The organism is Saccharibacter sp. 17.LH.SD (assembly GCF_009834805.1).
Taxonomy (GTDB): domain Bacteria; phylum Pseudomonadota; class Alphaproteobacteria; order Acetobacterales; family Acetobacteraceae; genus Saccharibacter.
This window is the reverse complement of sequence record NZ_WVHO01000010.1, coordinates 398,532-420,127: the sequence shown is the minus strand read 5'-3', so window position 1 is coordinate 420,127 and position 21,596 is coordinate 398,532. Positions and strand designations below refer to the sequence as shown.

The window sequence follows — 21,596 nt, the reverse complement described above, 5'->3', positions numbered from 1 at the left end:
GTCCTCCATTTCGCGTCAGCGGGATGCATGACGCTTCATGGAGCTAAGATGTTCAGAAACGATTTTCCGAACTACATGTATTTCGTGTTATTTTGGATCACTTCGTTTTGGAGGGAGTTTTCGTTCTTCGACGAAGGCGTCATTAGAAATATTAATTTTTTTTGGTAGTTTTTCTAAGAAAGAGATCTGTTGCTCGATGCTGCGTAATTCTTCCTTAGTCTCTTGTTTGGCGGCTTTCATATTTTCATAAGGGGTAGTGTATTCCTTTAAATTCCGGGCTTTGTTCTTATAATATGGAATTGAAGTGTAATCTTGAGGAAAACAGTTACCAGTGTCTTTTAGGAAATCCGAAAAATTAGAGTGATTTCTTATTTTATTTAAATCACTTTTTTGGGGGCCATGGAGTTCTAATTTTTTATTTTTTCTCTCATTTTTTAAAAAAACAAGACGAATATTTCTTCCTATTATTAGCTCATCCCATAGTTTTTCGATTGTTATAATTATAGGTCCCTTCCTGTCTTCGAAAACCCATTGTCCCTTGATATCATATTCCTTAAGAATATCTCTCATTTCTAGGCAGAACCTTTTTTTTATTGATCGTGCTTTTCTTCGTGTAATAATATTATTCTTTTTATTTTTACGGTATTGTGGATCTATGTCTCCAATGAAAAGTAAACTGTCATATATGTTGACTATTTTTTGAATGATACTGTTTAGATGGCTTGTAATAGGAGATAGAATACTTTTTAGACGTGCGTCTCTTTCTTCTTCTTCCTGTGGGTCATAAGGGATGACGAGTGTCCTGGGACGCTTTTCTACCATTAGCTTATATTCCAATCGTATCAGCCAGAAGTTGTAGAGCTGAACGATGTCGTTCTACGTCTCGGCTTTTGTTGTAAGTAGCAGACATAGCACCGAATGCACTGGAAAGGGCATGGCCGAGAGCGATTTCGACGACGTCGCGCGGTGTGCCGAGTTCCCCCATTAGCGTCGCGACGGTACGGCGAATGTCATGGCGGTGCCAGCCAGTAGTTGCGCTTTCTTGCTGAAGGCGTTTTGTCATTCGGTCCCAGTTTCCCAGAACGTTACCTTTTGCATTGGGAAACAGCAAGGTATCTGGATCAGGGGCATAGGTGAGTTGGCGTTGTTTTAAAGCATCTCGTGCTTGTGAGGGAAGGGGGATGGAGTGCGGGCGCCCTTGCTTAGTATTGGTGATGTGAAGAGTCCATCTGTCGCCCTCTTGCTTGATGTCTGACCATTTAGCGTGGCATATTTCGTTCAGGCGACATGCTGTCCAGAAGAGCATTTGGATTACATTGCCCCACATTCCTATGGAGGATGTATTGGCCAAAATGGCTCGAATTTCATCACGAGATAAGACGCGTTCTCTGGGAGTATGAGTGTTTTTTGGTTGGTCTATCCATAAGGCACTTTCCATGGAGAGGAGCCCCTTTTTTGCTCCCCATTTCAAGACAGGTTTTATGTAACGAACTGCTGCCCCAGCGCTAAAGCGAGAAGAATGATCATCAACCGCATTTTGTAGTTGTGGTCCGGTGAGATCGGGAAGGGGAGTAGTGAGAAGAGGCGCGAATACATGTCGAATGCGCCTCTGTGCTTCGCCTGTCTTCCATGTCTTAGCGCCTTGTCCATTTTGCCCACGAGAAGGAGCCTCTTCTTCCTCATAGCGTTGTATGAGTTTGTCTAAGGTAGGAGCGTGAATGCGTGCAGCGTTCGTAAGTCGCAGCGCTTTAAGCTCAGCAACGGGATCGCCTCCATTTCTAATCTTTGTTTGTGCGCTTGATGCTCGGTCGCGTGCTTCTTTTAATCCTATGCCACGACCATTTCCTTCATAGATACCTAGGATTAGACGAGGCATCTTCCCGCCATTTCTGTAGCGAAGAACCCATGACATACGATTTTTTGATACACGTAATAAAAGGCCTGGCGTGAGGCCATCTGCACATTCTTCTTGTCCTGTCCAAGGAAGAGCACTCCGTATAGAGCGAAGTGTTTTGTCAGAGAGTGGTTTCCCCTGCGTATAGTCTGATAGGGGTTTTCCCGTACTGCTTGGCATCTTGTTTGCCCTCCATAGGGAACATATAGGGCACAAAAACAACGCGTAGCAATGGGAAAATATGAAATTGTATGAGAGGAAAATTTTAAATAAATTGTAGTTTATCAAGGAATTATGACAGTATATGAAATACTATGAGAAGATATGGGAAAGAAGAATAGCTTCCTTCTAAGCTGTGGGTCGCTGGTTCGAATCCAGCAGGGCGCACCATATAAGAAACTGCGGTTTTTTGGGTATCCTCTTCCTTAAAAGATAGATCGTTTCCCTAAAGCGCAGCGTTGTGATTAGCGTAATGAAGAAGCGTGTTCTCATGCATTTGCGTTGATTAGAAAACAAGTCGATAAACGCGCTCACGAGTTGGTGGAACCTTATCGCGTCGTTCTTGCCTGGACAAATTGCGAAGCGGCCAGAATATTATGTTTAAAGCTGGAACTGTGGCGTGCTAGGATAGCGGACAGAGGTTTTGCTGAACAAACTCTGGTTACGGCATTCAGGTTAGAATGATACATGGGAAAATGCATCTGAAGCGCGTATCTGGCCTATTCTTTCGAATTATGCGCCAACAAGATCCAGTTGATGTACTACAAAGTGTAACCTCACCTGTTGGTCGTTATCATCACGACGGGCAAGCCGCGATTTATATGTCATCTCGTCCTGATTGGGCTTTTCGGGCTATCGAAAGCTACATTCGCCCCAACGATCCACCAAGATTTTTGTGGTCGTTAGAACTGCAGAATGCCTGTGTAATAGATATGCGAGATAAAATGATATGTGAAAAATTAGGATTAAAAAAATCAGATTCTGATATGCCGTGGAAACCTCAAATACAACAAGGCATAGTGCCATACACATGGAAGGTATCAGATAAAGCACGCGACTATGGTGCTGATGGACTTATTTATACGGCACGCAGCAATCCTGCCCGTTGGCATATTGTAATATTTAAATGGAATTCTGTCGGAAGTCCGACGCTGCGTGTTCAGAACACATGCGTACGTTGTAACTTTTAAAATTCCATATCGAGTTTTCTCAGTGAACGCCCTCAAGGGGTATCACTCTGGTGGTGAGGTGACTTTGTGAATAGTTTAGAAAACTACTCCTTATGATGAGTTGTTATATGTGGAAACTGAAAAAAGAGAGTGGCGTGAGAATCCAATGATGATGGTGATCATTGGTCCATTTTCGCCGAAACATTATAATACTAGAATAATCGCTTTTTAGACCCGGATGTAACTCCATGTGTGATGGTAGCGGCAAAGCATCAAAGATCACTTTTCAAAATCAATGATATGTTATAGATTTTATTGAAATAATTCACAAATTTATAAATAATATTATAGAGTATAACAAGAGGATTAAATCTGTAGATCTCCCTAAAATCTCGCGAAAAAGTAAAAAATTATCGTGTGTGAGGTATAAGGAAGTGGATTATTTTTTGTTAAAATATAACGATTAAAGAATGATTGTAAAAAAGAATGAACATGACCTCTATAGGAAAAATATATTATAATTATAGAGTTATTCTGTAAGTGTTTATTTGTTTCTTTTGATTTTCATCAAGACATTGTCAGAAATTCTGGTGTCTCTCTCATCGATAGGTGATGAGAATAGGCGTTAATTTGAACCATGCGACAACTTTTTTCCAATCGAACAGCTCTTTATCCGGCTATCATTCTAACAGGATTAACCGCCTGTGCAGCGACGGCTCATGCAGCTTCTAATGGTGATCCTTTGCATGTTGAGACAACAACGCCTCAGCGTTCGCTGTTGGATCGAATTATGCATACGGCTCCTGGGGGATGCCCTCCAACGCCAAAGGATGATCCGGCAACGTATAGTCCCTATGGCGTATTTGCACGTGGTGATGGCAGTGAAACAGGCTTTGGGCCAGAGTCACAATATGGAATCCCTGCAGGAATGGAAGGGACGCGTAGAGTAAAGTCAGCTTGTGATAAAGATGATCCGTTCGATGCGTATAAGCATATGAAATTGAATGATAGTGGTTCAATATGGCTGAGCTTGGCAGGTGAAACAAAAATTCGAAATTGGTACGATCAACATCCAGTCTTTGGGGCGTTAACTCCTCCTGGAGACGTAGGTGGTATTGGCGGAGAGAAGCGTCGTAATCACTCGGGGCGGTTTGGTGTCCGAAATCTATGGAGTGCCGATCTGCATTTAGGTGAGCATGTTCGATTCTTTGGGCAGCTGATTAATGCAGATGCTGGTGGGTGGCGACCATATGGTTATGATGGAACGTTTCGGAAAAATATCGATGCGCAACAAGCTTTCGTAGAATTTAGTGCAAATTTACTAGGTGGGCATAGTGGGTTTATTTTTGGGCGACAACAGTTTTTAGATGCGCCTGATTACATGATCGGAAATCGTGATGTGTTAAATGTTCCGTTGAGTTGGAATGGGTTTCGTGTCTATCAAATTTGGAAACGTGTTCGTATTGATGCATTTGATTTTGTTAAAACCAAAGATCAGCATCCAGTAGGGGCTCCACAAGCTTTTCGTGATACAGAGGATTATACGACACGGCTTTATGGTGTGAATGTTACTATTGCACCGCCTGATTTTTCTTTTATGGGTGAAAAAGGATATTCGTTTCTTAATCTCTTCTACTATGGTTATAAATTAGCCGGCGGAGCTGCACAAAGTACTGTCATGTCTGAGCCTTCGGCATGGGGGTCGACAACGCGTAATAATTTTGGCCTGCGCTGGCATGGTGAAGCAGGCCCAATTAGCTTTTCATTTGGGGGTGTTTATCAACAAGGTATTTTTCACCAGCAGAATATGAGCGCATTTAATGGACGGAATATAGTTCATTACGATGATAAACACCGTAATGTGAATGCGTTTGCGATCAACAGCACGGTTGATTATCACTTCCGTCATGTGATGTGGCATCCTTCTTTTGGTTTCCAAACGGATATTTATTCAGGTGGAGGAGATCGTGGCTCAACATCTGCGACAAATACGTATATTGAACCTTTTGGGGTAAATACAAATTATCTTGACCCAACCAATTATTTGACGGGGTCAAACCTTATCAATTTCGCACCAAAAATTGGGTTTTCGCCGACGAAATATTTACAGATCCAGTTTAAATATCCATTTTATTGGCGTTATAGTCATCATGACGATACGTATTCGATTTATGGTCGTAATGTATTTGGTAATCAGATTAATAATCCGGAGGGAGATCATGGTTTTTACGTAGGGATGGCACCTCAAGCTGAAGTTGCGCTGAAACTCGGTCCACACTTAACATGGGATCAGCATGTTGTGCGTTTTATGACATCACATAATATGCACCGCGTTGGCGCACAAAATGCTACCTATTATCAATCTGACTTAACACTAACGTACTAAAGAAGGTGTATAATATAATTATTATTTATTTTTGTTGTTAATTTGTAATTTATATCACGTTCGATTGCTGATTACTACTAAACGAGAGTTGTCTAATCTTTCTCAGCATAGGGAGTGTATCTTACGATGGTGAGTGTATTATTGATGTTGTGCATGGGAGTTTTATCTGCTGGTATCGAGAGGTTTCTTTTCGTAAATCGACGTATTTATGCCACTCAGGATTGCTGGGAACGTTGAATCGGGTTTGTTAGTAAATTTTATGAGCTTGCCACCAGCTAAGCTCTTTTGCATTATTTCCAATATTAACACAGTGTCGAGCTACCTTATGAGCATCATTGTTTGATTCGTTATGGAGAGAGTTTCTGGAACCTTTCTAAGGTGCTTTTATCAGAAAATTGGATTGGTTTTCTCAATTTCTTTCCAAAACCACATCATTGTTACGCAGTTGTTAGTGGGCGAGGTTGTTCTAGTTTTTAGGAGGAGAATAGGAGAAACATAAATTATAAGCAGCATGGTATAGGTTGATTATTCCGATCTTAAATGAGGAAGATTTAGGAGACTGTGGGGTCTTTTTGTTGAAGATCCTATACCGGTTTTCGAATGTCTGCTTAATTGCGCGTTGGGTAGATTTTGCTGATGATCGGAATTGCTATTATTCATCAATATCGTTTAGGCACGTCTTTCTAGGGCATTGTTGGCCAATGTGGCAGTTCAACATCATATTGAATTTTAAAACATTAAAATATTAATGTTAAAAATTTGGAGAATGGATACATGTATATTGAATTTTTTCTTATAATTATTGGTATTTTATTTTTCATATTATCATTACTGGAAATTTTTTATCTTTCTAGTCTTCAGCGTTGGATAAGGCTACTTATACAATGTGTATGTTTGGTTGTTTTGTTTGGTATTTTACTTTTTTACGGTATTACACCAATTTCTCATCCTCCTGCTAGTTTCTCAGTTCTGGAGCGCTGTCTCTTTTTGGCTATGTCTGTGGCCGCATGGTGGACAGGGACACGAGCTTTGATCATTCTGGTGCGGATTATTGTTAATCGTAAGAATGATCACAATGAAGTTAGAATTCTTTCGGATGTATTATCTGGTCTAATTTTTGCTTCTTTTGTTGTGTTGGCCATTTCCTTTTTATGTGAGGTTCCCGTTAAAGGCTTAGTGGCCACATCTGGTATTGTGGCCATTGTTATTGGGTTGGCTCTGCAAAGTACATTGTCCGATCTTTTTTCAGGGATCGCGGTTGGGATTGAGAAACCATATCGCCTAGGAGATGTGATTTCGTTAGATAGTGGGGTATCCGGGCGTGTTGTTCAGGTAAATTGGAGATCAATCCATCTTCAGGGGAGTGATCATAATTTAATTATTGTTCCGAATAATTTGGTGGCGAAGGCGCAACTTATTAATCGGAGTCTACCCACTCCTATGACAAGCCAGACATTAGATATTCGTGTGCATCCGGCCGTCCCTGTGGAGCGGGTGATCAATGTGCTCAAAGCAGCCTTGCATGGTTGCCACCATATATCTCATGCGCCTTCTGCCTCTTATATTGATTGTTTGACTCTGGCCGGGGATGGGACTGTCTTTCGGATCAGCTTTTCGGCTGTTAGCTACGGTCATTTAGTGGATGCGCGTACAGAGGTTTTCTCTCAAGTGCAGCGTCATTTATTTCATTCTGGTATTCCGCTCACTGTTAAAGAACTTTATCCCCAAGAGGAATGGACTGCCCGGTTGCTTTCTCCAGCAGAATTGCTCACTCGGTCTGAGCTTTTTTGTTCTCTTTCTGTGGCAAGCAGAGAAAAAATTGCCCGTGTGATGCAAACAATAGAATTAAGAGAGGGACAGTTTTTATTCCAAGCTGGTGATGCGCCTAAATCGCTTTTTATCATTGCAAGTGGAACGGTTAAAACAATTCCCCAAAAGAGAATGAATGAAGAGACGCATTATATTTTAGGCCCTGGGGAAAGTTTGGGGGTTGTCGCTCTTATTACAGGGCATCCTTATAATGTAACGGCTCGCGCGTTGAGTGTTGTGCATGGGTTTCAATTAGATGCAGCGCATTTAGCAGAAGTGATTGACGAGAGCCCTGAACTTGCAAAAGAGCTGGAAATTTCTGTTAAGAATGCCATTGAGGTGATGGCGAAAGCCGAGCAAGCTGATGTCGCTAAAATGAATAATTCGTCTCAGGGCTTCTTAGATCGTTTAAAAAAGATGCTGGTTAAAAAGGGGGCGTCTGAGTGATCCCGCATCATCAAAGATAGGGCTTATGAGTTCTGTTATGATGTTTCAAAATTCATAACAGAACTCATCTTGATTGCAGAGTTATGTGATGCAGCACGCTGTCGTTAAAAACGGGCTCGTGCGATAAAACCGAAACTGCGCGGTTGTGTGACATAGGCATACCATGCCCCATCTGCAGAAATGCCGCTTCCTTGTATGATTTGTGTGATGTGGCGCACGTTGGTGGCGTTGTTGATAAACCCGCTCAGTTCCCATTTCCCTGAGAGAGGTTTGATGCCGAAATTTAGATTGAGTGTTCCATAAGCAGGGACCCATGCATTAATTGAATTGTTGGCAGAGGTATTTTCGCGTGTGTGGTAGCTATAGCTACCGCCAATATAGGTATCAAAGACGCCAATATTTTTGAGTTTAATGTGATGATCATATCGAGCGCTCACCGCTAAAGACCAGCGTGGCACAAATGGAATGGCCGTATGGTTGAGGTTGTATGGGCCTGCCGTTGGGATCTCAGGAGGGGCGCTCGTGGTATATTTTAAGAATTGTGCATCATTATACGAAGCAGAAAGAGTTGTGATGAGGTTCGGCAGGGGGCTGAAATGGATGTCGCTTTCTGCCCCGCGAATACGGACTTTAGGGGCATTACTGAGAGACGATAGCAGGGCTCCCTGAAAAGAGCGTGTCGTCGAGACCTGATAATTATGGTCATTTGTCTGATAAAGCGCGACGTCAAAAAAAAGACGGCCTTGTAGGAATTCTTGTTTAGAGCCGACTTCGAAGGCATCATCTGTTTCTTTTCCAACGTTGGGAGAGAGTGCACCTGTTTGCAGTGATTGTATGGCTAAGGGCGTTAGATTTAATCCGCCAGATTTTCCACCACGGCCATAGCGTGCATAAAGCATCGTATGGCGAGTGGGACGATATTGAATGGCAAAATCACCGGTAATAAAACCGTTATCAAGATGCGCACTATAGCGGCTGTTAGAGCCATAGGTGTCCCAGACATTTTGCGCCTTACTGGCAGATAAGCCAACAGCTGAGGCGGAGAGAGGCGTGCTCTCCCATTGGTGGTAGCCTCCTGTTTTTGCTCCGTAATTATAACGCACGCCAGTAATGAGACTGAGGGTATGCGTAATATGCCATGTGCCTCGGGCGTAAGCGGCATAATAGTTTGTTGTAGGCTGAGCATAACTGAGGACGCGGTAATTATTGAGTAGGGCTGTAGCTTGTGCTGTGGACACCCCCGCTACGGGTGAGAGGGGCGTGCCATACCCAAGCCAAGCTCCTGCAGCCGTCCCGTAATGATCTTCGGAAAAGACACGGTTTTCTTGCCACATATAAAAAGCTCCTACTTGGTAATCGAGAATGGAACGCCATTTGCTCTTAAAACGAAATTCTTGTGTAAATTGATTTTGGTGTACTTTAACGCGTGAGTCTGTTTCAGCATCAATGCCGTTCATATCTCCATCATTGTGGGGATACCAGTTCCACCAACGATAAGCGGTGATGGAAGATAAGGTAAAATTGTTATGATGCCAGTCTAGGTGAGCGGATAGCCCTGAATCTTCTTGATTGGCTTGTGTGAGGGAATCACGGTCCAAGAGATAAGGTTTAGAAGAGGGTGTCACAGGGATGTAATGTGCCCATGCAGAGCGCTGCATAAGGTTCCCATCAATCGGATGGCCATTTAATTGAGTGGTATCCGCTCTATATAAGCCAGCTATGCAGCAATTTTGGCGTAGATGTGCGTAATCAGCGATGATGCGTAAGGAAATTTCATGAGTTGGTTTGTAGAATATCTGCGTCCTGAATGAGCGATTTGTCATACCGTTGATATCGCCGCCACCAGATCGGTTTTTAACCCATCCGCTATGTCCGTAGCCCAGAGCGGAGACACTCACGGCAAGCTTGTCACGGATAATTGGGGTGGAGGCTTGGACATTCCAGCGATTATAATCGTAGTTTCCTGCTCCAGCTTCCAGCTTGATGTGTCGTTCAAATAAATCTGGTGCTGTAGTTGTAAGATTGATGCTTCCTGCTGTTGTCACCATTCCGCCTTCTGAACCGCTAGGGCCGCGTAAAACAGTGATTCCATTAAGGTCAGGAAGGTCTGTTAACGCGGTGCCGGGGCGTGCACGATAGACGTCATCAATGGTGACGGCGACACCGCTTTCAATGCCGTCTGTTGGTGTTGTACCAGTTGATCCAAGCCCTCTAATATTAATGCCAGAAACGCGGGGGTTGGAGATATTAAACTGGACTGAAGGTAATAAGCGTGTCGCTTGGGGTAGGGAGGTAATATGCTCTGCGGTGAGTTGTCGTTGGTCAATGCGCGTTGCTGCCTGCGGAACGTTTTGTAAGGCGCGTGTTTCTTTATCAATCGTGTGTGCGGCACGTTGAATAGGGCCAAGTCGGACAACTAATCGTTCGGTCGTAGAGGCGGAAACAGATTTTGGATGATGCGGAGCACGATTAAGATGTTTCGGAGCCGCAAAGCCTGTTGCGCAGCATAAGGTTTCTCCGGTGAGAGAAAAAAGAGCAAGGAGAAACTTGTTACTCATTCGTAATATCCTTAGCCATGTTTGTGCTCTCTCCTTGGCTTGTTGCGAAGAAGGGGGATACGCACAGGGGGAGGATAGGGTATTACCGTGTGGTAATACCCTTTTACTTAGTCATATTCTTTAAGGAAGAAGTGCTTGGCTTTGACGTCCATCAAGGCTGGTAGGGATATCCCCTTCAATTGTGCTACGGCGCAGGACGCGTTCCGCATTGCCAAAATCATTTACAGCACGATGGATGGTTGTTTGATTGTCCCATAGGGCGACGTCTCCTGGCTGCCAATTCCAGCGGATAGTATTTTCTACTTGGGTGGCATGGGTATTGAAGAGATCAATAATTTTACGGCTGTCTGCGAGACTGATACTCTCGAAATAATTTAAAAAATGCCCAAGGAGCAGCGAGTGCTCTCCTGTTACAGGGTGTACCCGTACAAAGGGGTGTAGAGTGCGATAAATAGAGGAGCGAAAAATTTTTCGATAATGTTTTTCTTTCTCAGAAATACTGACGTGATGTGTCGCGTAATCGTAGATATTGGAGTGTATGCCCCAAAGCGCATTGGCAAAAAGCTTGAGCGCAGAGGGCAGTGTTGCATAGGCTTTTGCTGTATTCGCCCAAAGGGTACTGCCTCCAACCTCAGGAATAATGACAGCACGTAGGATGGAAAATTTGGGATAATTAGGGATAAAGGTGAAATCTGCATGCCAGCTATCGGCTGTTCCTCCTTGTTTGCTATCTACAGCAAAGACGGCCTGTGTATTGGTCTCATGTGGGATGGTGGGGTGAGAGATCAGGTTCCCAAAGCGAGCAGCGAAGCGTTCTTGGGATGAGTCATTCAGATGGTTCTGATTTCGGAAGAAAAGAACTTTGTGCTTATAAGCGGCTTCCTCAATGGCTGAGATGACGTTTACAGATAAGTCCTCAGACAGGCGGATGCCCTTTACTTCAGCGCCTAAGGCGCCAGAAACGCGTTGAATATAGAGGGTGGATGTCGTGTTGAGGGAGGCGGATGTTGTGTTCGACATGGGAAGAAATCCTTATAAGCGTGTTATCAATGATGAAAAAATTATGCATGCTGCCATGACAAAAGGCGGCGTTCGACACGTAAAAGCAGTAGATTTGTCAAGCCGCCGATAATCGATAAGGTGAGAATGCCGGCGTACATTTGAGGAATATCGAAGTCGAGCTGAGAAGCATTGACGAGATACCCTAAGCCTGCGCGTGATCCGACCATTTCTGCGGCAACAAGCACAAGCAATGACGCGGCAGAGGCGAGACGAATACCTGTGAAAATAGACGGAACAGCTGCAGGTAGAATAATGTGGAGAAATAATCCCGTTTTCGTTAACCCTAAGGAACGACCTGCTTTAATGAGAACCGGGTCCACGCCGTTAAGGCCGTTAATGGTTGATAGAAAAATCGGCCATGCTGCAGCGTAGAAGACCATGGTTATTTTGGACGCTTCTCCAATGCCTAAGAGAAGGGTGAAGACAGGTAAAAGAGCTAATGCTGAGGTATTACGGAAAATTTCAATAAGAGGGCTGAGAAATTGACGTAATGTTTTTGAAGATCCGAAGAAAAGTCCTGCTGGGATCGCTCCGATAATGGCCAATAAGAGTCCTGGGATAACGCGTTCTATACTAGCGGATGCATGTGTGAGGAGTTGACCGCTTTGCGCTTCTTGGAACAGTGCATGCAGCACACTGGAAAGTGGCGGGACAAAGAGGGGATCTACTACTCCGGTTCGGGGGAGGATCTCCCATAATAATGCAACCGCCGCAATCCCTGTGGCGCCTTTAAGGGGTGGCGGATAGGCAAGATGGGGGAGTGAGAGGACAAGGCATTTTTTTTGAGTTGTTTGGGATGGAGCAGGAGGTGGCGTTTCAACAAAACCGGCATGGGACGTCGTCATGCGTTTAATATCCTTTTTGGCAGGAGTGAGGTGCGAATAGTCGTACGTAAGCGGGCATATTCTGGGGAGTTACGGATTTCTTCTGTGCGTAAACAGCTTTGAAATGGGAGCGTAATGTCTGATTGAATGGTACCAGGATGGGCATTCATAATGATGACCCGTTGTCCGAGAATAAGAGCTTCATCAATATCGTGAGTGATGAAGATGATCGTGGTGTGGTTCCGCTGCCATAGGGCGCGTACTTCCTCTTGCAGGATTTCCCGTGTTTGAGCATCAAGGGCGGCAAAAGGTTCATCCATGAGAAGAACATCAGGTTCCACGACAAGAGAGCGTGCAATAGCGACACGTTGTTTCATCCCTCCAGAGAGGTGATGAGGATAGCGGTCAGTAGCGTGAGAGAGCCCAACGAGAGAGAGCGCATTAAGTGTTTTCTCACGTTTTTCTTTTTGGGTAAGTGGTGCCGTTTTGAGCGCAAAAGAGACGTTCTCAAAAGCAGTCTTCCATGGAAGTAAAGCGTAATTTTGGAAAACGACAGAGCGTTGTTTCCCAGGAGGTCCAGCGGGATTCCCATCTAAAAAGATGTTGCCGTGCGAAGGGGTTTCGAGGCCTGCCAGAAGGTCGAGCAAGGTAGATTTCCCGCAGCCGCTAGGGCCGACAATGACTACAAACTCACCCGCCTGAATATCAAGATTGAGCCCGCGCAGGACTTCTACTGTTTCGGTAGGCGCGTTCGAGCGTGGGAAGCTTTTACTGAGCTGACGTAGGCAAAGTTTAGAGATGGGAGCAGCTGAGAGAGACATTTTATTACCGATTGGATTCGTTTAATATTAAATCAACGTGACAAATTAGTAATTTTATATAACAACGAATGAGTCAAGTTTTTTATATCGTAACAATTTTGAGGAGCTGTTATGCGATATCCAAACCTCTCACGGCGTTTTGTGCTGGGCGCGGGGGCTGTCGCCGGTTTGAAGTGGGCGCGTCACAGGGCTCATGCCGCACAACCATTAAAGAGTGATCCTGCTATAGCTGGGGTAATACGGTACCAGGGATGGGCAGGAACGGTTTTGTTCCCTGAACTAGCGGAGGCGCTGGGATATATGGCGCCATTACGTCTTCAATGGGTTGGCAATGTGAGTAGTGGCCCGCAAGATTTACAGGCGGCCATCACAGGCAATACGGAATTTGCCAGTGCTTTTAACGGGGCCATCATGAAGATGGTGGGCGTAGGAGCGCCTTTTAAAGCAGTTTTTTCGTATGAAGGTACAAATGATAAGGAATGCTCAGGGCTTTTGGTGCGTGATCATTCACCCATTCATACGGCGCGCGATTTAATAGGGCGTTCCATAGGTATGAATACGTTACGGGGAAGTTCCGAATGTTTTGTAGATCAATATTTACAAGTCAAGGGCCTCAGCAAGGAAGAACGTGATCAGATTACTATCGTTGCGGTGCCTTCCTCTCTGGGAGAGGCAGCGCTTCGTCATGGGCGTGTGGATGCGTTGGTGGCATCAACCTTTTTTCGTGATGAAACTCTAAGCTGTGGAGGTATTCGCGAAATTGTGCGCGATGTTGATTTATATGGGATCTGCAATGAGGATAGTGTCATTCTAAGAAACAGCTATATGCAGGAATACCCACAAGAAGCGGCGCACTTTGTGCAGGCCTCTACACGGGCGATTGTTTGGTGCCAGCAAGCGCCTGTGGCTGAGGTGGTCAAGCTTATGACGTCGATCATTCACCAGCGCCGGCGTGGAGAAAGTACATTGCCAGTACATTATTGGTCAGCGTGCAGTGTTGCAACGCGTGGTGGTGTTTTGTCAGGTGAGGATTTCAAGCGTTTTCAGCCGTGGTATGCCGCACGAGGAGATATGGCGACTGCGTCGCTGTCTCCTTCTATCGTTTTTACGAACAGGTTAAACCCGTATCATTTATAGAGGATTATAAGAGAATTTGCTCCTGGGTAAGCGGGTGTTTTTATGGTATGGGTCGCGCCTAGCCTAAAAGGGATAGTTTTTACTACTCGCAATATTGTTGTAGGGGATCGATATTATGGAAACAGTGCCAATTGTGATGTCGTTTAGTAAAAATTATGTACTTCCTGCTTTGGTAACAATTAAATCTTTAATACAAAATGTCTCCGATGTATCGCGAATTGAAATATTTATTTTACATAATGATTTTGACCATCATCTTGTATCGTTCATTGAAAAATATGTTCTGAAACATAATTGTGGAATTTCATTGATTAACTTCTCTAAAGCTTTAGATGGAATTTCTCATAAAGAACATAAATATCCAGAAATTTTCTATACTGTTTTTATCCCAAAATATTTTTCTGTTTATAAGAAGGTTATTGCGATCGATAGTGATGTTTTGGTTTTAGATGATGTTCTAAAACTTATTGATAATTTCCCCTCTGAGAAGAAAATGGGGGGTGTTCATTGTTTTTTCCGAAATAATGAACGGTATGGAGATATGCATAATTTTAGGGCATATGCTCGAAATGTAGTCGGCATTAAAAATCCTAAGAATATGTTTAATAGTGGCCTTATGGTCTTCAATAATGAAAAAATATCACGTGAAGAGGCAGATCTTTGTATCGATCTTCTTCCTAAAAAATGGGATTCTCATGATGAGTCCATTTTGAATTTTGTGTTTCAGCATGACTTGCACTTCTTTTCTATACGCTGGAACTTTCAAATGGAATTTTTTAACGCCCAGGGAGAAGATTTCTTCTCAGAAATACGGGAAGACTTTACGAAAAGTAAGGATGACATAGCGATATGTCATTTTATTGGCCCCTCGAAACCATGGATGAATGGGAACGTTCTTGAGAAGGGAAACCCTTATTTAGAGCGGTATAAGCACGCTTATATGAGTGTTCGAGAGGAGGTTATAGAGATACTTCCACAGATTTTTTGTGGAAGTATGTGGTCAGTAATGGAACGTATGTGATAGAAGAGCGGCTGTTAGAAGAATCTCGTGCGATATGAGTTTACAACACCTGTTTTTGTGTTACTTGTAGAGCAGTATATATTACATTTTGGGATGGATTACTATGGAAGCTATTAAACTGCAGCGTCTGTGGATTATGGACTGGTTCGGCCATCTTATTGAACAACCGACAGAAGATGGGGCTCTGGTCCGTACTTATTTTACTCCAGGTAACTATCCAGATACGTTTATTTTGGCTGCATGGCCTCTGAAGCCGCCTGCTCGTGTGATGTTCCGTCATGCGGCATCTGTGGCTCAGAACCTGCCAGATGCTCAATTCGTTGAGGCTGGCGACCATGTTGTAGCCCTGCAAGATCAGGATAATGGAAACTATCTTTCCATTAACCCACGTAGCCGGGATACGCATTGGAATGCAGAGCACCTCAATGATTGGGAACGCTTTATTCCTGTGCCCAAGGAAGCCATGGATGGTTTGAGCGTGTTGCAAGACCATAGTTATGGCAAGGTTGAGATGAATGGGCATTCAGCACCAGCGCTTGTATGGCCGTCTGTTGCTGAGAATGTTGGTAATTTTGCGTGGATCGGAGGGTTTGCCTTCTCTATCACGCGTAACTTACAAAATCTTATCCGCATCGGCAGTGCCCCAGCTGGGAAAGCTGTTGAGGTGGCGCTTGTCAGTAACCAGGGCGATTCAGCGAAGTTGTCTGTTGTACGTAGCGCAAAAGCACTTTAAGATTTAAGAGCAATACCCCTATTGAAAGATAGGGGTATATTATTATTTGCTGAAAAATTAGGGTTTTTCCATGTCTAGGAGTATATACCCGTCTTCTGGTGAGCCGGTGTGGTTCCTAGATTGTTTTGGGCATGTCTTGTGTTATACGCCTCATAAACAAGCTCTAGCTCGCTTGCCGTTTCAGGGGATGTTGTTTAGTGGGTGTGTCATGGCGCCTTATCCTTTGCCGGAAAGGTTTACTCCGCAATGGTACAACATATTTGGAGATGTTGTAAAAAGCCCTGAATATGAAATAAGGAACGAGGGGGAGAATTTAGTCTCTCTTTATCGGCCTGATTTAAATGCTTATGTAAGTATTAATCCGGCACGTAACAATACATCTTTTTCCGATGGTTGTTATGATTGGGAGAAGTTTTGCCCATTGCCCTATGATGTCTTCATGGGTTTTCTATACCTGACTCATCCAAATGCAAGTGAGGTGAGGTTAGAAGAAACAGGTGAAAGACTTCCTCGATTGTGGTTCCCTCTACCAAGTAATGATAAATTATTTATTGCTGATTTCGGCCGTCGTCGCATAACGATCCGGGACAATCTAGAGGCTTTTGCCAAGGTTGGACGTTTGCAAGAAGGTGAGACCGTTTCTGTGAGGTTTAATGGATATATGCCTGGGAGGGTATATGATCTCACAGTGAAACGATTAGGGGAATTTACTTTTTAAGGAAGTTAATAATGTTCATTTCATGCTTTAATACATACTTAGTTTGTCAGAATGGTAAAATTGGGCATAAATTTCTTTGCGCATATTATGATGATGCCTCTTCTGTGGCGACAGAAGATGATCTCAAACAAGCGGGTTTTGAGATCCGCCATTTAGAGAAATCACGTCTTGCTTTTTTCAAAGTTGATGAAGGCTATTTGGCGGTACATCCTGATTTATCGACGACATTCTATCATGGGGTAGGGCGTCGTGAGATATTTCGCAAAATTGATCCATCTATTTTGCCTCCACCGATCCCTGTCATGAAATTGCGCAATCGTATTTCTAAAAACATTCATCAATATGGTGTTTTTCCTAGTAATCCGGGTCAATATCCAGAAATATTTGAGGAAAATAGGCAAAAGATAACGGCCATTAATCCAAATTATAATTTCTATTTTTGGTCCGAGGGTGGGAAACATAGTGTTAGAGAGTTTATTTTAAACACCTATGGTGAAGAAATTTTAAAATATTATGATTCGATCAATAAGGAATATCCAAGCGCGAGGGCAGATTTATTCAGGTTGCTTTGTATTTATGCGTTAGGTGGGGTTTATTTTGATTTAAAAACGACATGTTCGTATCCATTAGATCAAGTTATTCGACCAGACGATAAGTACCTTGTTTCCTTTTGGTATTATGGGATGCAAACACACGAGGAGGTGCAGCATATTACCTATGGGGAATATGAGAATTATTGCATTATATGTGCGGCAGGGCATCCGATAATACGGCATGCAATACAGCAGGCATTGTGTAATATTAGGGTTTATGATGAAGAGATTGGCGGTGTAGGCTTCTATGGGACCCTGCGTCTGGCCGGACCTTTAATGTATTCAATGATAATTTACGTTTATCGGCCACAATATAAGGACATAATCAGGCAAATCCATACATACTCTAATGGAATAGAGTATACGATATTTTCTGATGATGCTGTGCATCGAAAACATTATGGCGGAAGAAAACATTATTCAGATATAGAGGCACCATTAGTTTATCGTGATGCATTTAAGGAAATAACGAGAGAGTAAAATATAAAAAAATGATCTTATCTTGTTTTCTTTTATGAAGTGAGGACCACTGCAAGATAATTTTATATAAATTTGCGTGTTTTATCGTGCAAATTTGTTGATTATGGCTAAGTTAGTAACCGCCTGAGATGGATTAAGGTGGTATATTATATGGGGCGTAAACAATATTTCTATGGTGCTGGTCTCCTCGCAGCGCTTGTAAGTTGGTGTGGTGTTGGGACGTCGCATGCCTTGGCGGAAGAGCGTATTGTCTCATCCACGTGTTATGATCCTCAGATTCAGACGTCACACTGCCAATTAGTGGAAGATGTTGAGCATCGTACCTTTAATTGGTTCTGGGATAATGCGAATCCTCAAAACGGTCTTGTGCCAGACCGCGCTCCTTTGCCAAATGGTGCGTCCAGTATCGCCAGTGTTGGTTTTGCTTTAACGGCTTATGGGATTGGCGTTGAGCGTCATTATATTACGCGAGAGCAAGCCGCAGAACGCACGTTATTAACGCTTAAATTTCTTTTGGCACTGCCTCAAAATGACCACGTGATGGGATCGGCTGGCTATCACGGCTTTTTCTATCATTTCCTTGATCCACATACAGGATTACGTGCCGCTGAGTGGTCTGAACTGTCGAGTGTTGATACAGCGCTTTTGATGAGTGGTGTGTTATTTTCTCAGTCCTATTTTGATCATTCCGATGCGACTGAAGAGGCTATCCGACAAACGGCAGATAAGCTTTACAAACGTGTTGATTGGACATGGATGAGGGGGAATAAGGGCCCCTGGCTGAGTATGGGATGGACGCCGCCGAACACATTCCTTTCAGCAGAATGGAAAGGTTATAATGAGGGGCTGATCATTTATGTTCTAGCTTTAGGGGCACCGCATTATAATTTGCCGGCTGATACCTGGCAAAAATGGACGGCAACTTATGACCATCAGTGGGGAGAATTTCAGGGGCATACATTCCTGAATTTTGCACCTCTTTTTGGGCATCAGTATAGTGAATCGTGGATTGATTTTAGAGGTATTCGCGATAGTTTTAGTCAGAAGCATAATACAGATTATTTTCAAAATAGCCGGTCAGCTGTGTATGCACAGCGTGACTATGCCCATACCAACCCAGGAGGATGGCAGGGCTATGGGAGTGATGTTTGGGGGCTCACAGCCTCCGATGGTCCGGGTGATGTTGTGCAGGATTTTAAGGGAAGTAAACGCCATTATTTAGCTTATAGTGCGCGTGGTGCAGGGCACGATTATGTTTTAGACGATGGGACGATTGCTCCAACAGCGGCCGCAGGTTCTATTGCGTTTGCTCCAGAAATCGTGCTGCCAGCGCTGGAAGAAATGAAAAAGCGCTATGGTGATAAGATTTATGGGAAATATGGCTTTACGGATGCTTTTAATCCATCCTTTCGTACAGGAAATAGTTACTGGGTCGATACGCAGCAGATAGGAATAGATCAGGGGCCTATTTTGCTCATGATGGAAAACTGGCGTAGTGGCCTTGTGTGGAATGTGATGAAGAAAAACCCTTACATCCGTCGTGGATTAACACTTGCAGGGTTTACGGGAGGATGGTTGCAAAAGACATCCTCATCTCAGCCGTAAGGGGTATTGTGGGGGATTTCTCTCAAGGAGTGAGAGAAATCCCTGTTTGTTTTAGGTCATCTAAAATGGGGCGAGGGGCAGAAATCGCACGGCATAGATGTGGGAGAACAACCGTATTGAAGCCTGCTTGATGACTATCAAAGGCACTTGCCCTGACACAATAATCCAATGCAACGCCACATAAGATAAGGCGTCTAATTCCGAGGCCCGTCAGAAGAGCTGTCAGGCCCGTTGGAACGCCATTTTCATCAGCAAAAGCGGAATAGCATTCAGCGTCCGCCATCATCCCTTTGTGAAAAACGTGAGTTATCGCTGTTTGATCAATTTTGGGATGGAGGTTTGCCCCTTGTGAGCCGGCCACACAATGGGGTGGCCATGGGCCACCTTGCGCTGCGAATGACATATGTTGCGCCGGGTGCCAATCTTGGGACGCAATGACGGCACTAAATCCGGCATGACTGAGCTGATTAATCGCTGGAATAATCAGGTCGCCTTCGGGGACAGGAAGGGTCCCCCCAGGGAGAAAGTCATTTTGCATATCAACAACAAGAAGAGCGTCATTCGGGCGAGGGTGGAATAATGTCATAGGAGAGATCCATCCTGTCCGGTCAGCTCACGGCGAATCACTTTCATTGGAACAAGGCCAGCCCCTAGAAGAGCATCATGGAATTGTTCTAACGAAAAATGAGAACCTTGTTGTTTTTGGAGGTCATGGCGTAATTGCAAGATCATCATTTTTCCTAAGGTGTAAGAAAAATAACCGGGATCTGCTGTTCCGCGACGTGCTTCTTTATAGGCGGCAACAGAGGACTGTAAGCAACGATCTTGCATGAGTTCTGTTGCTTCACTGAGGGTCATCCCCTTCATATGCATACCGAAGGAGACAAGAAGGCGGCAATCGCGAAGGAGCGCATCCTGCAATTGCATAAGATGGAGGGCGAGTGAGGCATGGTCATACCCTTGTTCAACCATCATTTGCTCAGAGTAGTGGGCCCAGCCTTCCGTCGTGGTGTAAGAACCACCGCCGCGTCTCACGAGAGACCATCCTGGATGGGACATTAAGAAAAGCCCTTGCACGAAATGACCAGGAAGGGCCTCGTGGATAGTAATGTTGAGAAGTTCCGGCCGGTTAAAATCTTGTAGCGCAAGCTCTTTTTGTGCAGCTGAAAGATGAGGTGAAGGAGGGGTAACATCGTAAAAAGAAGGGAGTTTCTTTGTTTCAAAAGGGCCCGGCCATTCTGTGGCGGCAGAAATAAGAGCTTGCTCAAATTCTGGTGTAATGCGCACGGTAGGGAGTGTTGTTGCTGGTAAAGTGACAATATGATGGGTTATGATAAAATACTGCACATTGCCGAGTTGCTGTTGGACGGTCGGGATTAGCTCTTTTGTAGAAGGATGATCTTTCCTTATCTCCGCGAGAGCATTTTCAGGATGGTGAGGATTAATTTGCTGTGCGACTTGCCAGAATTGTTTCCAGTCCTGTTCACGCTGTGCTTCCCCACGGGCAAGAATATCTTCGGGAGAAAGGTCAATCATATCCGCTTGTAAAAGTTGGATCATGCGAGCCCGGCCAAGGGCAAAACTTCCCTCCGTGTGAATATGATTGACGAATGATTGATAATGTTTAAGGGCCTCAAGAGCGTTTTGTAATTGTTGGTGAAATTGCTGTTGAAGGGCAGGGTCTTTTACATCAACAAAAGCTTGTGGCAGGTCGTTTTGGAAAAAGGATAACGCGCCCTCTAGGTCTTCTTTCGCGATTTCGACATAGATAGAGGGTACTTGTGTCAGACGTGCAGAGGCCATCTGAAGAAATAACGGGGTGAGTGATAAACGTGAGATTGCTGCTTTTAGGCGCTCTGATGCCGGCGCGTAATCGCGGCACGTGAGACCGTAAAGCCCATTTGTGATGATTGATAGTGCATAATCAGGTTGATGGCGATCAGGCTGTATCTCATTGAGAGACAGAAGTTCTCCTTTTAACGTTGCGAGGAGAATATCGCGATCATTCTGTTCACGTTGCGGCGCTTTTGAAAGATCCAGGTTTGTGAGAGCTGTTTGCTCTTGCACAAGCCGAGAATGGCGTCGTTTTTGCGCGGTATCAGAAAGGTCAGGGAGACGGCTATCCCCATTATGAACCCCGTTTAGTGTGGCAGAAACGGGGTCTTCAAGCCATTCGGCTGTATAATGGAATTGCTCTAAAGCATGTAGAGAGGCTGCTTGAGGGTCAGGTTGCAAGGGAAGGGCCCATGCGGAGAATGACGATGAAAGCAGCAAAGCTGCCAGGGAATAGCCAAAGCGAAGAGAAGGGCGAAGCATACTATAATTCCCTGATAGCGGAG

Annotated in this window: 17 protein-coding genes; 9 read left to right on the top strand and 8 right to left on the bottom strand. The window is 44.2% G+C overall.

Features of this window, described 5'->3' with window-relative positions:
• Positions 1-87: 87 nt before the first annotated feature.
• Both GS501_RS06520 and GS501_RS06515 read right to left on the bottom strand, forming a co-directional pair.
• Positions 88-822 (bottom strand): hypothetical protein, encoded by a 735-nt coding sequence (locus GS501_RS06520; protein ID WP_160831044.1) that lies wholly within the window; start codon positions 820-822, stop codon positions 88-90.
• Between the two features lie 4 nt (positions 823-826).
• Complete coding sequence (locus GS501_RS06515; RefSeq protein ID WP_160831043.1) at positions 827-2,074, bottom strand: tyrosine-type recombinase/integrase; 1,248 nt, start codon at positions 2,072-2,074, stop codon at positions 827-829.
• Positions 2,075-2,589: 515 nt separating this feature from the next.
• On the opposite strand from GS501_RS06515, the gene GS501_RS06510 reads away from it, so the two are divergent.
• From GS501_RS06510 to GS501_RS06500, 3 genes are all read left to right on the top strand, one after another.
• Positions 2,590-3,084, top strand: a complete 495-nt coding sequence (locus GS501_RS06510; RefSeq protein ID WP_160831042.1) for an RES family NAD+ phosphorylase — start codon at positions 2,590-2,592, stop codon at positions 3,082-3,084.
• Between the two features lie 616 nt (positions 3,085-3,700).
• Complete coding sequence (locus tag GS501_RS06505) at positions 3,701-5,449, top strand: alginate export family protein (protein WP_160831041.1); 1,749 nt, start codon at positions 3,701-3,703, stop codon at positions 5,447-5,449.
• Between the two features lie 993 nt (positions 5,450-6,442).
• A complete protein-coding gene (locus GS501_RS06500) occupies positions 6,443-7,705 on the top strand; it encodes a mechanosensitive ion channel family protein (RefSeq protein WP_237442459.1) in 1,263 nt (420 codons plus the stop codon).
• 104 nt (positions 7,706-7,809) lie between these two features.
• Here the strand turns inward: GS501_RS06500 and GS501_RS06495 are convergent, their stop codons facing one another.
• The 4 genes from GS501_RS06495 to GS501_RS06480 all read right to left on the bottom strand — a co-directional run bounded on the left by GS501_RS06495 (position 7,810) and on the right by GS501_RS06480 (position 12,970).
• Positions 7,810-10,263: a TonB-dependent receptor gene (locus GS501_RS06495; protein WP_160831039.1), complete on the bottom strand. Its 2,454-nt coding sequence runs from the start codon at positions 10,261-10,263 to the stop codon at positions 7,810-7,812.
• A gap of 120 nt (positions 10,264-10,383) precedes the next feature.
• Positions 10,384-11,283, bottom strand: coding sequence for a TauD/TfdA family dioxygenase (locus tag GS501_RS06490; RefSeq protein ID WP_160831038.1), 900 nt, complete (start codon positions 11,281-11,283; stop codon positions 10,384-10,386).
• A 41-nt stretch (positions 11,284-11,324) separates the two neighbouring features.
• Positions 11,325-12,170 carry an ABC transporter permease gene (locus GS501_RS06485; RefSeq protein ID WP_160831037.1) on the bottom strand — a complete coding sequence of 282 codons (846 nt, stop codon included), beginning with the start codon at positions 12,168-12,170 and terminating at the stop codon, positions 11,325-11,327.
• Positions 12,167-12,970 (bottom strand): ABC transporter ATP-binding protein, encoded by an 804-nt coding sequence (locus GS501_RS06480; protein ID WP_160831036.1) that lies wholly within the window; start codon positions 12,968-12,970, stop codon positions 12,167-12,169. Before GS501_RS06480 ends, GS501_RS06485 begins: the two co-directional genes overlap by 4 nt.
• Positions 12,971-13,081: 111 nt before the next feature.
• Here GS501_RS06480 and GS501_RS06475 point away from each other — a divergent pair, with 111 nt between their 5' ends.
• The 6 genes from GS501_RS06475 (at position 13,082) to GS501_RS06450 (ending at position 19,257) form a co-directional block, all read left to right on the top strand.
• On the top strand, positions 13,082-14,107 hold the full coding sequence (locus tag GS501_RS06475; protein WP_160831035.1) for an ABC transporter substrate-binding protein: 1,026 nt from the start codon (positions 13,082-13,084) through the stop codon (positions 14,105-14,107).
• Between the two features lie 115 nt (positions 14,108-14,222).
• On the top strand, positions 14,223-15,128 hold the full coding sequence (locus GS501_RS06470) for a glycosyltransferase (protein WP_160831034.1): 906 nt from the start codon (positions 14,223-14,225) through the stop codon (positions 15,126-15,128).
• 103 nt (positions 15,129-15,231) lie between these two features.
• Positions 15,232-15,861: a hypothetical protein gene (locus GS501_RS06465; protein WP_160831033.1), complete on the top strand. Its 630-nt coding sequence runs from the start codon at positions 15,232-15,234 to the stop codon at positions 15,859-15,861.
• A 208-nt stretch (positions 15,862-16,069) separates the two neighbouring features.
• A complete protein-coding gene (locus tag GS501_RS06460) occupies positions 16,070-16,579 on the top strand; it encodes a hypothetical protein (protein WP_160831032.1) in 510 nt (169 codons plus the stop codon).
• 11 nt (positions 16,580-16,590) lie between these two features.
• Positions 16,591-17,652, top strand: coding sequence for a glycosyltransferase family 32 protein (locus GS501_RS06455; RefSeq protein WP_160831031.1), 1,062 nt, complete (start codon positions 16,591-16,593; stop codon positions 17,650-17,652).
• Between the two features lie 150 nt (positions 17,653-17,802).
• A complete protein-coding gene (locus GS501_RS06450; protein WP_160831030.1) occupies positions 17,803-19,257 on the top strand; it encodes a glucoamylase family protein in 1,455 nt (484 codons plus the stop codon).
• Positions 19,258-19,279: 22 nt separating this feature from the next.
• Here the strand turns inward: GS501_RS06450 and GS501_RS06445 are convergent, their stop codons facing one another.
• The gene (locus GS501_RS06445) at positions 19,280-19,843 is read right to left on the bottom strand and encodes an isochorismatase family protein (protein ID WP_160831029.1); all 564 of its coding nucleotides are present in this window, start codon (positions 19,841-19,843) and stop codon (positions 19,280-19,282) included.
• Positions 19,840-21,573: a DUF885 domain-containing protein gene (locus GS501_RS06440; RefSeq protein ID WP_160831028.1), complete on the bottom strand. Its 1,734-nt coding sequence runs from the start codon at positions 21,571-21,573 to the stop codon at positions 19,840-19,842. The genes GS501_RS06445 and GS501_RS06440 overlap by 4 nt, the downstream gene beginning before the upstream one ends.
• Between the last annotated feature and the right edge of the window lie 23 nt (positions 21,574-21,596).